Genomic DNA, 13,204 nt, shown 5'->3' on the forward strand with positions numbered 1-13,204 from the left:
ATAATGGAATCGATTCTTCTTCGTTAAAACATGGGACTACAACTGATATGGTCATTTAACTCTCTCCTTGATTTCTTCACCTTCTATTGTAACAAAAAACTAGAATAAACCCTATTTTTTTATTATTTCAATCCTATTATGATTATGTTCTCAATTGATAAAACATGATTAAAACATAGTAGATAGACGGGAGCAATGATAAATATAGAATTTGTCTTGCAGATTTTTCATCTAATTGACTCTTACCATTTGAAAAAGGAATCAGTAAAATTAGAAAAGAAATACCGTCCTTGAACACAATTAATTGCATCAGCCCCCACTTCTGTGACCTGCAAATAAAAATTAATAATAAAATTCCTAAAAATACCAATTTAGAGAAAAGATTATAAATCGTGCGATATGATTTTTCAATCACAATACTATCTTTTTCTTGAATTCTAAAACTAGTAAACATACAAAATATGGAAAAGAATGAAATTGTAATTGGAACATGCATCATTTTTAAAAGATCGGAATAACCTAACTGAAATTCAAAATATGGAAAATTTATAATGCTTTCAAAAAAAGTTTTCATCGCTTTTAACGGATGAGCAAATATAAAACTCAACTGTCTGCCTTGATCAATATTCTTTGCCCCATAGTAAATTATATTCCCGTTTATATTTTTGATATTCAAATACCATAAAACTGTCAATAAGGCACAGTAAATTAAACTTCCACTTAACAAATAAATCTGGGATTTTGATAACCTAACCCTTTTAACACCAATGTAAATTAACGGTAAGTAAAGCGCTAGGATAACTAATGCCGGCATTTTAGACATGACAACTAGAATGGAGCACAAGATTAAAGAAACAAATTCCCTCTTTTTAATTTCACTGTTAAGAGCTAATTTTTGATATAAGCTTATAATTTATGAAACAAATAGGAATATAAGGCCATAAGTAAGCGTACCAGCAGATATAGCTGTAAAGGATAAAATTACAGTTGGGATGGACCAGATGATTAAAAGAGTTGTCTTCCCAAATGGTATTTTTCGAATCGCTAATAAGAATAACCAAAAAACTGATAAAAATCCAACTAACCTTAAGAGTAAAAATGTATTGATAGTACTTAGGTTAAGTAACTTCGAAGTCCAAGCAGTTATAATATACGGGAAATATACTAAAGGAGAATACACTGCTGCCGTAGATCCATCCTTAGTGAGTACTTTTTCTTTGCTATCTGTTAGATTATTAAATTCACTCTTCCAATCTATACTTATTATCTTTTGACTCTCCTGCGCTAATGACTTAGAAATGATTGTCATTGATAAATGAATAAAGTCTTGTTCGCTTTGAGTAATATATCCCTCACTTTTGGAACTCAAATTATTCGAATAGGTATGAACTCGAGCATAATGAACTTGTTCGTCATACCATGACATTGGATAACGTACAAATATAGATAGCAAACCAATCAAGATGATGAGGTATAGTTGAATCAAGTATATTGACTTGTACCTACTCTTTTCAATCTTTATAAATCCTATTATTCATACTTTTCCTTCCCTACTAGAACCATGTCTCCATACAAAATACGATCAGAATAATTGTGACTAACAATATCCATTTGGATGCTTACTCTGCCATCTCCAAGCATCTTGGCACATCCGATGAATATCAAATTGGGCACTCCATCCTAGTTCTTTGCGTGCTTTGGATGGATTTGCATAACAGGTTGCGATATCCCCTGGTCGTCGATCAATAATCTTGAATGGAATTGTTTTTCCTACAACCTTCTCCATATTTTGAATAATTTCTAATACAGAGTAGCCCCGACCCGTACCCAGATTATAAATATTTAACCCTGAGTCGTTGGAAAGTTTTTTCAAAGCAGCAACGTGGCCTTTTGCCAGGTCAACTACGTGAATATAATCGCGTACACCAGTTCCATCAGGTGTTGGATAATCGTTCCCAAATACATTAACAGACTCTAACTTTCCTACTGCTACTTGTGTTACATATGGTAATAGGTTATTAGGAATACCATTTGGATTTTCACCAATATTCCCGCTTTCATGAGCCCCAATTGGATTAAAATAACGTAACAATACAATATTCCATGTAGAATCCGCTTTGTAAATATCCTGAAGGATTTCTTCAGTCATAAGTTTTGTTCTACCATATGGATTTGTAACAGATAAGGGAAAATCTTCCAAGATAGGAACTGTATGTGGATCTCCATAAACAGTTGCTGATGAACTAAAGATGATATTTTTACATTGAACTTCTTTCATGACCTGAAGTAAAGTCAATGTTCCACTAATATTATTTTCATAATAAGTGAGTGGGATTTGTACTGATTCTCCAACCGCTTTTAATGCAGCAAAATGGATCACACCAGTCGGTTTTTCTTTTAGAAAAATTTCTAGAAGTTTTGATTTATTTCGAATATCTTCATGATAAAAAGTTATCGATTTTCCAATGATTTTTTCTACTTCTTGTATACTTTTCTCATTACTATTTACTAAATTGTCTATAATCACAACTTCATGACCTGCATTGACCAATTCAATAATAGTGTGGGAACCAATAAAACCCGCTCCACCAGTTACTAATATTTTATGCTGCATGTAATCTATCTCCCGACTGAATCAACTTTTTTCCATTATCCCACAATTAAAAAAATTTTTCAAAATTTTTCCTATAATAATTTTCTTCTTTTCACACAAAAAAGCAAGTTTTAATCCGGTTTTTACCGGTAAAAACTTGCTTTAGCTTTTGTAGAATTTTATCCTACTTCCGATACATCTTCACTTGTAGGTAGAGGTCGTTATAGACACCCAACCACTTCTTCCCAAGTTGTTCATAGACTTCTAAGTTCTTTAGCGTGTCATCACTTGGGTAGAAAGCCTGGTCCTCTTGGACCTCTTTTGGTAGCATCTTCTTAGCTTCTTTGTTCGGTGTGGAATAACTGACATAGAGAGCATTCTTATATGCATTCTCTGGGCGAAGCATGAAGTTGATAAAGGCATAAGCTGCTTCTTTATTCTTCACGGTCTTTGGAATGACAATATTATCAAACCAAAGGTTGCTGGCTTCTGATGGGACGACGTAACGAAGGTCCTCATTGGCATCCAGCATTTGACGAGCTTCACCAGAGAAGGTCACCCCAATAGCCGCATTGTTCTGGATCATGTATCCTTTCATTTCATCGGCTACAAGGGCCTTGATATTAGGCATCAAGGTATAAAGCTTATCGACAGACTCTTGCAATTGCTGAGGATCCTTGGAGTTGAGGCTGTAGCCTAAGCTATTGAGTCCAATCCCCATGACCTCACGCGCCCCATCGTACATCATAATGTCATTCTTGTACTCTGGTCTCCATAGATCAGCCCAGTGTTCTGGAGCCTTGTCGACCATCTTGGTGTTGTATATGATACCAAGGGTCCCCCAGAAGTAAGGAACTGAGTACTGATTGTCCGGATCAAAATCCAGGTTCAAGAAGCGTGGGTCGATATTGTCTAAGCCTTTCAGTTTAGACTTATCTAATTTTTCAAGCAGATTCTCGTCCATCATCTTGGCGATCATGTATTCACTTGGAATCGCTATATCGTAAGCTGTTCCCCCTTGCTTGATCTTGGTGTACATGGCTTCATTGGAATCAAAGGTATTGTATTGGACTTGAATGCCTGTCTCCTTGGTAAATTCCTTAAGCAATTCTGGATCGATATAGTCTCCCCAGTTGTAGATGACCAGCTTGTCACTGTCTTTTGGATTGGTCTTGGCTTCAAGACGGGCACTTAACCCTGCTAAAACAAGGATGACCACGACAATCCCTAGCAAGAATGAATAGAGTTTTTTCATACTGTCTCCTCCTTCTCTCTAGTGATGAAGTAATAGCCGACCACCAGTAAGATACTGAAGAGGAAGACCAAGGCAGAAAGGGCATTGATATTCAATGAAATCCCTTGACGAGCCCGTGAGTAGATCTCAACAGACAAGGTTGTAAAGCCGTTCCCTGTGACAAAGAAGGTCACCGCAAAGTCATCCAAGGAATAGGTAAAGGCCATAAAGTAACCAGCGATGATGGCAGGTGTCAAATAAGGAAGCATGATTTCCTTCAACATCTGTACCTGAGTAGCTCCTAGGTCATAGGCCGCATTGACCATATCACGGTTCATTTCCTTCAAGCGTGGCAAGACCATCAAGACCACGATTGGAATAGAAAAGGCCACGTGACTCATCAAGACAGAGGCAAAGCCCAGCTGGAACTTGATGGTCGTAAAGAGGATCAGGAAGCTAGCGCCGATCATCACGTCAGGTGCCACCATAAGGATGTTATTGATGGACAAAAATGGTCCTTCAAACTTCTTCTTAGACTGGTAAATGTAGATCGCCCCAAAGGTCCCAATAATGGTCGCAATCAAGGCTGACAAGAAGGCTAAGAGGAAGGTCTGTGAGAGGATCAACATGAGACGCGTATCCTCAAAGAGACTCTGGAAATGCTCCAAGGTAAAGCCTGTAAAAGCATTCATATCCCCGCCAGCATTAAAGGCATAGGCAATCAAGTAGAAGATTGGCAGATAAAGGAGAAGGAAAATCAATCCTAAATAGATACGTGAAATCTTTTTCATCGTTCACTCCTTTCTCTCGTTACCCACATGACTAAGAGCATAGCAAGGATCAAGACTACCCCAATGGTGGATCCCATTCCCCAGTTTTGCGTCGTAAGGAAGTGCTGCTCGATGGCAGTCCCCAGGGTAATAACTCGGTTTCCTCCAATCAAACGCGTCAACATGAAGAGACTCAAACTTGGAATAAAGACTGACTGGACACCGGAGCGAACCCCGTTCATAGACAGTGGAAAGACAACCCGACGGAAGGTATCCCACTTGTTAGCTCCTAGGTCATAGCTGGCATTGATGAGGTTTGGATCCAAATCATCCAAGACATTGAAGATAGGAAGGATCATAAAAGGCAACTCAATGTAACTAGCAACAAAGATGAAAGAAAAGTCCGTAAAAAGGATCTGTTGCGGACCGATTCCGATGAAACTCAAGAATTGGTTAATAGATCCCCCTTGACCAAAGATCCCGATAAAGGCATAAGCCTTGAGCAAGAGGTTGACCCAGGTCGGAAGGACAATCAGCATGAGCCAGAGTTGGCGGTGCTTAAGCTGGGTCAAAAAATAAGCTGTCGGGTAAGAAATCAAGAGCGTCACAAAGGTGACGATTCCAGCATAGAGAATGGAGTTAAAACTCATCTTGAGGTAGGTCCAATTCTGCGCTGTAAAAAAGGTTTGGTAGTTCTCTAAGGAACCCTGTCCCTGGACATTGACAAAGGATTGCCAAATAATCAAAACTACAGGAGCCAAGACAAAGAGGAGGATCCAGAGAAAGTAGGGAACCACAAAGAGGTTAGAGGTTGTTTTCTTCATCTCTTTCCTCCTCGATGGCATTGATCAATCCAGCTTCTTGCTCTTCCACTTCGACGTACTCTTCGATCCGAGCATCAAACTCTTCTTCCGTTTCATTGAGACGCATGACGTGGATATCTTCTGGCTCAAAGTCCAGACCGATTTCCTCTCCTACAATAGCCTTACGGGTTGAGTGAATCATCCACTCATTACCCAATTCATCATAGGCGATGATCTCATAGTGAACCCCACGGAACAGTTGGGTATCTACTTTCACCTGGAGCTTGCCTTCTTCAGGCAGTGTAATCTGCAAGTCTTCGGGACGAATCACGACTTCGACCGGTTCGTTTGGTCTCATCCCTCCATCGACTGACTCAAAACGTTTACCATTAAACTCTACTAAGTAGTCTTCAATCATGATCCCTGGAAGGATGTTGGACTCACCAATAAAGGTCGCAACAAAATGGTTAATGGGCTCATCGTAGATATCGACTGGCGTCCCTGACTGGACGATTTCTCCTTCGTTCATGACAAAGATCCAGTCACTCATCGCTAGCGCTTCTTCCTGGTCGTGGGTTACAAAAACAAAGGTAATACCCAAGCGTTGTTGCAATTCACGGAGCTCATACTGCATGTCAGTCCGTAACTTCAAGTCAAGGGCAGACAAGGGCTCATCCAAGAGGACTACTCGCGGTTCATTGATAATAGCCCGTGCAATGGCTACCCGCTGGCGTTGACCACCAGAAAGTTTCTGGATGGACCGTTTCTCCAAGCCTCCCAATTGCACCATCTTGAGGACTTCTGTTACTCGTCTCTCGATTTCAGACTTGTCAACTTTCTTCAAACGGAGAGGGAAAGCAACATTCTCAAACACATTCATATGTGGGAAAAGGGCATAGGATTGGAAGACGGTATGGACGTCCCGTTTATTGGTCGGTACATCATTGATCCGAACACCATCCAAGAGGACATCTCCTGTCGAAGCGTCTAACAAACCAGCAATGATGTTCAGAATCGTTGATTTACCAGAACCTGAAGCACCGAGGAGGGTATAGAATTTCCCTTCTTCCAACTCAAAGTTGATGTCTTTGAGAACCACTGTATCACTGTCTTCAAATACTTTTGAGACATTTCTAAACTCAATAATTGGTTTTTTCAATTCACATAAATTCCTTCTTTTTCATGCGTTTCCTTCTGAGACCAACCAACTAGTCTCATAGGCTGACGAGCGAACCCGTCAGACCACCAACACCTCTCGGGGACTTATAAGACTGCCCCACCTATTTTCAGTATCGATAGGCACTCACCCCCCTTCTAAAGTAGGACGGGTCTACCCTAGAGTAGCCCCTATTCCATCTCGAACCGTTAATCTTTCCCAATAATACGGACTTCGCGCTCCAAGGTCACCCCAGCTGATTTTTCAACTGTCGCGATGACATGGGCAATCAAGTCTTCATAATCTTTGGCAGTACCATGATCGACGTTAATCATAAAGCCAGCATGCTTTTCAGAAACCTCCACACCACCAATTCGATGCCCTTTCAGTCCAGCTTCACTGATCAACTGTCCCGCAAAGTGCCCGACCGGACGCTTAAAGACAGAGCCACAAGACGGGTATTCCAGGGGTTGTTTCATCTCTCTCAAATGCGTCAAGCGAGCCATTTCTTGATCGATCTGATCATAATTGCCAGGTGCTAAGGCAAACTTAGCCGAAATCACCACGTCACCAGTCTCTTGGATCTTGGAATGGCGATAGCCAAAAGCTAATTCTTCTACTGTTAAGGTTTTAATTTCTCCTTCTGGCGTCAAGACCTTACACGATTGGAGAATATGGGCAATCTCACCACCATAGGCGCCAGCATTCATATAGACTGCTCCACCGATGCTACCTGGAATCCCACAAGCAAATTCAAAGCCTGTTAAGCCATGGTAGCGGGCTACATGAGTCACATCGATGAGCTTAGCTCCTGCCTCTGCTTCAATCACATAGCCATTGACACGGATGTCATGGAAATGATCAAACATGATCACAAAACCTTCAATCCCACCGTCACGGACGATAATATTGGAAGAATTCCCCAAGACCATCCAAGGAATTTCCTGAGCATTAGCAAAGGTGACAATTCGTTTTAATTCATATTGATTGCGAGGGAAGGCTAAATAATCTGCCGCTCCTCCAACCTTGGTATAGGTATATTGTTTGAGTGGCTCATTGAACAAAATATCAATACCAGCCAACTCCTCTTTGATTTGCTTTAGGATTTCCATCTCACAACTCTCTTCTATACGTTATCTTATCCATTATAACAAAAACCAGCTCACTTTTCGACTCAGAAGTAAAAAAACAGAAACAGTCAAAGGACCGATTCTGTTTTAATTTTTTTAAACAATGGTTAATTTAATTAGCCAATCTTACGTGCAATGCCACGTGATTTTTGAGTAGACAAGGCTGAGCTAATCGCTCCCCATGCTCCAATACCCGTAAATACAGCCAGCAAAAGGAAGTTAATGAAATATTCTTGTGGAGCATCCCCATTTAAGACTGTCGCGTTAACCGCATCAAAAGAATCAGCGAAGCTCAATTCATATTCACTCATAAGATGTAGAGTATAGTCAAATTGGTGAACTAACACAATGGTCAACAACATCAGAACTGTTGAGATCACAGCACCTTTTTTGCTAAATTTCTTTCCTAAGATCTCATAACCTTTGACAACGCAGACACCCAGAACCAAGCCAGCGATATAGGATACATAGCCCATACGAGCGATAAATAGTGCAACTGCCCCTCCAATAATGGCACCAACAAAGGCACCGACTGTTCCAATAAGAACATTTTCATTCTGACTATTATACGAATCGGTTTCAATCTTTAGTTGAGTACTTAACTCTTTAAAGCAATCTTCGTTCATCAAGAAGAGGGAGTCATCGATTTGGTAGAGGCCAACCGGTCCTTTTTCACCAGAGTATCCACAAACAGTGTAGAAGCCATTGGTTTGCAAAAATTGCAGGATTTCTGTTAAGGCTTGACGAATGTTTTCAATCGTTTTTGCTTTAGTCATTCCAGCTTTTACAGTAAAAGTTGTGACATATTGGTTGAGGCTAATGCTCTTCAAAACAGAAGAGTCTTTCACCATTTGATGCAATTGAGCCGCTGCTTCTTCTGCATCATCACGCGACACAGAAAGCGAAATGGTAAAAACATTTTTTGTGTCTGTTTCTCTCAGTAAGAAGAAATAGCCAGAGTTTTCCCCATAAATAGATGATGTTTCAGGATCATACTGGAATCCAAGTTCCGTAGCAAGTTGATGACGTTCAAAGTCTTTCATTAGAATTACAATCTCCTTTACAATTCTATCTATCTTTCGAATAATTGTTTATTATCCTAAAATAATTTGATAGACAAATGATTTATAGAACTATTTTATCATAGATAAATAAAATTAGATAGACTAATTTAGCCTATCTAATCATTTTTTTATTAAATCAAGATTCGCTGTTCTCTACCTTCACACCAGTTGTGTCAATATTTAAAGAGAAGACCTGACCATTTAAGCCCTTCGATTCTAAGTCTTTGGCAAAGGCTTCTGCATGTTCAACAGGGAGCAAGGTCATAATAGTTGGACCTGCACCAGAAAGGTAAGTGGCATAAGCATCGTGTTGATGTGCAACTTCTTTCACCTGAGGGAACTCTGCAACCAACTGTTGGCGGTAGCGTTCATGGAAGCGATCTGCTTCAATAGCTTTTCCTGCGACTCTTAAGTCTCCCTTAGCAAGGGCAGCAATGGCCACGTTTGCGATCGAACTAGCTGCAACAGCCTCCTTATAAGTCCATTCACTTGGAAGGACATTTCGGCTATCACTGGTCTTGAGTTCGTAATTCGGAACAAAGGCTACCAAAGCACATTCAGGGAAGGAAAGGACCAAATGATTGGTCTGCTGATCCACATAGCTCGCTACGACCAGATTTCCAAAAATGGCTGGCGCTACGTTATCTGGATGGCCTTCGATTTTTGTCGCAATTTCTAGTTTATCTTCATCACTTAGGGATAATTTGCCCAGTTGATTGGCCAACTCAATCCCCGCTACGATAACAGAGCTGGATGACCCCAAACCACGCGCCAAAGGCACTTCACTGATCATCTTGAGACGATGAGGAGGCATATCTGGCGCAACTTGGAGAGCAGTTTGAAGCAAGAGATTCTCTTCATTGCTTGGAATCTCCTCCCCCAAGTCATGTTCAATCCACCAGTTTTCTTGCGCTTCTAGCACTTCAATGGTCAAATAGCGAGTCACGGCAATCCCAACAGAATCAAATCCTGGACCGACATTGGCACTGGTCGCTGGTACTGTAATTCTCATCTTATTCTCCCAATACTTTAAAGGTATTCAACAAGGTAAAGTCAGCTTCGGCATCAATTTTCTCAATGATATGGTGCAATTGTGTTTGATTCAATTGGTGAGTGATAATCACAACACGAGCCACAGAATCTTTAGCACCTGCTTGAAGAACCTGCTTAAAGGAAACATCTTCTTGGTTGAAAATTTGTGCCAACTTGAGCAATTGTCCCTTCATATCTGGAGTTTGAATAGAGAAGTAATAATCACTCTTCACATCTTCTGGTTTAGCTAATTGCACAGGACGGCTGTATTCGTTAAAGGCTTTTCCAATTGTTCCCTCATTGAGGCGACGAACAATGCGAATAATGTCAGCGACTACACTAGTTGCTGTTGGTTTTTGACCTGCACCAGGACCATAGTACATGGATTCCCCGATTCCGATAGACTCCACATAAACGGCATTCATGACACCATTCACGCCAGCTAGTGGGTGTGCTTTTGGTAAGAAGGTTGGAGTTACTTCTGCTGAGAGACCTGAAGGAGTTTCTTCGATAGATCCCACCAATTTGATTACATAGCCTAAACTTTGAGCCACAGCAACATCCTCAGGAGTAATGTTGCGGATCCCCTTATGACCTACTTGGTCAAACTGAACGTTCATCCCAAAAGCAAACTGGCTCAAAATCACCATTTTGTAGGCTGCATCAATCCCATCTACGTCATTGGTTGGGTCACTTTCCGCATAGCCCAACTCTTGAGCCTTAGCTAAAGCATCTTCATAAGTCCAGCCCTCTTCGACCATCTTGGTCATCATAAAGTTGGAGGTTCCATTGACCACACCGAGGACACGAGTCACCTTATCTGCAGCGAGAGAGTTAACCAAGGTCCGAAGTATTGGAATGCCTCCAGCTACTGCTGCTTCATAATAGAGGGCAACGCCATGCTCTTTGGCAATCGCAATCAACTCAGCTCCATGAACCGCAAGCAAATCTTTATTAGCTGTTACGACATGTTTTCCAGCTTGAAGAGCACGTGTAATAAAGGTCTTAGCTGGCTCAATTCGACCCATCAATTCAACAACGATGGCAATGTCTTTGTCTTCAATGATCTCATCAACATTGGTCACAAAGTTATAGTCATGACCAGCAGCTAACAAGCGGGCTTTCTCTTCTTCATCCTTGACAAGAACTTTAGCTACTTCAATTTCAGACTGAGCAGCTTGGAAGATCTTATCACCATTTTCTTTTAATAGAAACGGCACACCACTTGCTACCGTCCCAAATCCTAGTAAGGCAATTTTTACAGACATGTTGGTCTCCTTAAAAATCTAATATAGTCTATTATATCAAAAACTAGCCCCTTCTGACTAGTTCTATAGCCTTCTTCCTCTACAAGAACTCCACTTTCTCAGATTTATATCTTCTCACTAAACCTACTAGCAAGCCATTCCTTCAAAAGTCAAGGAGATTTCCCAAAATTTTAGTCCATTTGTAACTTTGTCTTGAAGAGATTTCCTGCCCCTATGATATAATGATAATGAATTAGAAAGGGGTCTCTATGAATCACCGAAAAAGACGTGTCCCAAAGAAAATACGCTTACTACTTATTTTAAATGCTTTTCTCCTATCTTGCATCTTCATTTTAGGCTTTCTCCTATTAAAACGAGCTGCTAGTACTCCCGTTACAGACAAGCAAGAAACAAATACAAGTCGGACTGTGAATCAGCAAGGCTCCACCACTAAATGGGTGAAACAAGATCAACCTGTGAAAATCCCTATTCTCATGTACCACGCTGTTCACACGATGGCTCCCTCTGAAGAAGCCAATGCCAATCTCATCGTGGCACCAGAAACCTTTGAAAGTCATCTCAAAGCTCTTAAAGAAGCCGGCTACTATACCTTGACGCCTGAAGAAGCTTATCGGGCACTTACTAAAAATGAACTACCTGAAGGAAGAAAAGTCGTTTGGTTGACCTTTGATGATGGAATTGCTGACTTTTATACCATTGTCTATCCTCTCCTAAAGAAATACCAAATGACCGCAACCAACAATATCATTACTTCTTTTTCTGATGAAGAAAGACCCAGTGTTTTAACCTTCGATCAGATCAAAGAAATGAAAGCGCAAGGTATAACCTTTGAGAGTCATACGGTATCTCACCCAGACTTAGCCCAATCAGATAGCTCTCGTCAGGAATCTGAACTATCAAATTCTAAACAAGTACTAGACAAGAAACTCAACCAAACCACTACTACCATTGTCTACCCAGCCGGTCGCTACTCTGACGTCACCATGGAACTAGCAAAAAACAATGGCTACAAAATGGGCTTAACGACCAATAATGGACTAGCTAGTCTAGACGATGGTCTCTACTCACTAAAACGCCTGCGGATTTTACCGACTACGACAGCTGAAAACCTACTTGCAGAAATGCAAACCAATTCATAAGCACAAAAAAGCACGAGTCCGACTGACTCGTGCTTTCTTTCTCCATAAGGGAGGCTTTTATTTCGATTTGATATAGTTCACACCATCTGCTTTCGGTGCAACCGACTTACCAAAGAAGGCTGCTAGTACGATGATGGTCAACACATACGGAGCAATACGGAGGTATACTCCAGGAATATGGGCAAGGAAAGGAATCTGCGTAGATACAACCGCCAAGGCTTGTGAAAGTCCAAAGAATAGACTGGATAGCATGGCACCGATTGGGCTCCATTTACCAAAGATCATTGCCGCTAGGGCGATAAATCCTGGTCCCACAATGGTAGTGGCAGAGAAATTGACAGAAGCAGATTGTGCATACAAGGCACCGCCAACTCCTCCTAAGAATCCAGAGATGAGCACACCATAGTAACGCATAAGGTAAACATTGATACCGAGGGTATCCGCAGCTTGTGGGTGTTCACCAACTGAGCGAAGGCGAAGACCGAATTTCGTTTTAAACATAATAAACCATGCTACAAATGAAAATGCAATCGCTACATATCCCATTAAGCTAGTATTCTTGAAGAAGATATCACCAATGACAGGAATATCAGACAAGAAAGGAAAATCAAATTTACCAAATGACAAATCGATATTGTTGGTTTGGCCTTTTCCGTAAATAGCTTTAACCAAGAAGACGGCTAAGGCAGGAGCCAACAAATTCAATACTGTACCACTCACCACATGGTCAGCACGGAAATTAATAGTCGCTACCGCATGGATAGCAGAGAAAATGAGACCAACCAAACCTCCTGCAAGGAGAGATAACCAGATTGTCATGCCTCCAAGAGAGCCAGCAAAAGTCAAGTTAAACACGACTCCTGTGAAAGCTCCCATAACCATGATCCCTTCCAAACCGACATTAACGACACCAGCATGTTCGGAGTAGGCACCTCCGATACTAGTGAAAATGAGGGGAGCAGCATAGACCAGCATATTCGATACAAGAATCGTTAGTATAGCAACAATATTCATC

Annotated in this window: 11 protein-coding genes and 1 pseudogene; 1 reads left to right on the forward strand and 11 read right to left on the reverse strand. The window is 40.9% G+C overall.

The features are described from left to right. Positions 1-142: 142 nt before the first annotated feature. The 10 genes and pseudogenes from RCH62_RS02200 to RCH62_RS02245 form a co-directional block, all read right to left on the reverse strand. Positions 143-1,486: pseudogene (locus RCH62_RS02200) on the reverse strand (DUF2142 domain-containing protein). 111 nt (positions 1,487-1,597) lie between these two features. Continuing rightward, positions 1,598-2,614 (reverse strand): UDP-glucose 4-epimerase GalE, encoded by a 1,017-nt coding sequence (gene galE, locus RCH62_RS02205; protein WP_023023679.1) that lies wholly within the window; start codon positions 2,612-2,614, stop codon positions 1,598-1,600. Between the two features lie 163 nt (positions 2,615-2,777). Beyond that, complete coding sequence (locus RCH62_RS02210) at positions 2,778-3,848, reverse strand: PotD/PotF family extracellular solute-binding protein (RefSeq protein WP_048789148.1); 1,071 nt, start codon at positions 3,846-3,848, stop codon at positions 2,778-2,780. Beyond that, positions 3,845-4,618, reverse strand: a complete 774-nt coding sequence (locus tag RCH62_RS02215; RefSeq protein WP_048687979.1) for an ABC transporter permease — start codon at positions 4,616-4,618, stop codon at positions 3,845-3,847. The genes RCH62_RS02210 and RCH62_RS02215 overlap by 4 nt, the downstream gene beginning before the upstream one ends. After that, a complete protein-coding gene (locus RCH62_RS02220; protein WP_048687974.1) occupies positions 4,615-5,421 on the reverse strand; it encodes an ABC transporter permease in 807 nt (268 codons plus the stop codon). The genes RCH62_RS02215 and RCH62_RS02220 overlap by 4 nt, the downstream gene beginning before the upstream one ends. Then, positions 5,402-6,559 (reverse strand): ABC transporter ATP-binding protein, encoded by a 1,158-nt coding sequence (locus RCH62_RS02225; RefSeq protein WP_306474516.1) that lies wholly within the window; start codon positions 6,557-6,559, stop codon positions 5,402-5,404. Before RCH62_RS02225 ends, RCH62_RS02220 begins: the two co-directional genes overlap by 20 nt. A gap of 206 nt (positions 6,560-6,765) precedes the next feature. Next, positions 6,766-7,668: a UDP-N-acetylmuramate dehydrogenase gene (murB, locus tag RCH62_RS02230; protein WP_306474517.1), complete on the reverse strand. Its 903-nt coding sequence runs from the start codon at positions 7,666-7,668 to the stop codon at positions 6,766-6,768. 134 nt (positions 7,669-7,802) lie between these two features. After that, positions 7,803-8,729, reverse strand: coding sequence for a hypothetical protein (locus RCH62_RS02235; RefSeq protein WP_306474518.1), 927 nt, complete (start codon positions 8,727-8,729; stop codon positions 7,803-7,805). Between the two features lie 157 nt (positions 8,730-8,886). After that, complete coding sequence (gene thrB / locus RCH62_RS02240) at positions 8,887-9,762, reverse strand: homoserine kinase (RefSeq protein ID WP_306474519.1); 876 nt, start codon at positions 9,760-9,762, stop codon at positions 8,887-8,889. A gap of 1 nt (position 9,763) precedes the next feature. Further along, on the reverse strand, positions 9,764-11,050 hold the full coding sequence (locus tag RCH62_RS02245) for a homoserine dehydrogenase (protein ID WP_306474520.1): 1,287 nt from the start codon (positions 11,048-11,050) through the stop codon (positions 9,764-9,766). Positions 11,051-11,298: 248 nt separating this feature from the next. Here RCH62_RS02245 and RCH62_RS02250 point away from each other — a divergent pair, with 248 nt between their 5' ends. Continuing rightward, positions 11,299-12,189 carry a polysaccharide deacetylase family protein gene (locus tag RCH62_RS02250; RefSeq protein WP_306474521.1) on the forward strand — a complete coding sequence of 297 codons (891 nt, stop codon included), beginning with the start codon at positions 11,299-11,301 and terminating at the stop codon, positions 12,187-12,189. 57 nt (positions 12,190-12,246) lie between these two features. Here the strand turns inward: RCH62_RS02250 and RCH62_RS02255 are convergent, their stop codons facing one another. Continuing rightward, positions 12,247-13,203: an ABC transporter permease gene (locus RCH62_RS02255; RefSeq protein WP_048687951.1), complete on the reverse strand. Its 957-nt coding sequence runs from the start codon at positions 13,201-13,203 to the stop codon at positions 12,247-12,249. Between the last annotated feature and the right edge of the window lies 1 nt (position 13,204).

This window comes from Streptococcus sp. (genome assembly GCF_030825805.1).
GTDB lineage: Bacteria > Bacillota > Bacilli > Lactobacillales > Streptococcaceae > Streptococcus.

Bases quoted from the DNA above. Each gene is read 5' to 3' on its own strand.
- RCH62_RS02210 (WP_048789148.1), bottom strand. From the start codon at position 3,848: ATGAAAAAACTCTATTCATTCTTGCTAGGGATTGTCGTGGTCATCCTT.
- RCH62_RS02215 (WP_048687979.1), bottom strand. From the start codon at position 4,618: ATGAAAAAGATTTCACGTATCTATTTAGGATTGATTTTCCTTCTCCTT.
- thrB (WP_306474519.1), bottom strand. From the start codon at position 9,762: ATGAGAATTACAGTACCAGCGACCAGTGCCAATGTCGGTCCAGGATTT.
- RCH62_RS02235 (WP_306474518.1), bottom strand. From the start codon at position 8,729: ATGAAAGACTTTGAACGTCATCAACTTGCTACGGAACTTGGATTCCAG.
- RCH62_RS02255 (WP_048687951.1), bottom strand. From the start codon at position 13,203: ATGAATATTGTTGCTATACTAACGATTCTTGTATCGAATATGCTGGTC.
- RCH62_RS02250 (WP_306474521.1), top strand. From the start codon at position 11,299: ATGAATCACCGAAAAAGACGTGTCCCAAAGAAAATACGCTTACTACTT.
- murB (WP_306474517.1), bottom strand. From the start codon at position 7,668: ATGGAAATCCTAAAGCAAATCAAAGAGGAGTTGGCTGGTATTGATATT.
- galE (WP_023023679.1), bottom strand. From the start codon at position 2,614: ATGCAGCATAAAATATTAGTAACTGGTGGAGCGGGTTTTATTGGTTCC.
- RCH62_RS02220 (WP_048687974.1), bottom strand. From the start codon at position 5,421: ATGAAGAAAACAACCTCTAACCTCTTTGTGGTTCCCTACTTTCTCTGG.
- RCH62_RS02245 (WP_306474520.1), bottom strand. From the start codon at position 11,050: ATGTCTGTAAAAATTGCCTTACTAGGATTTGGGACGGTAGCAAGTGGT.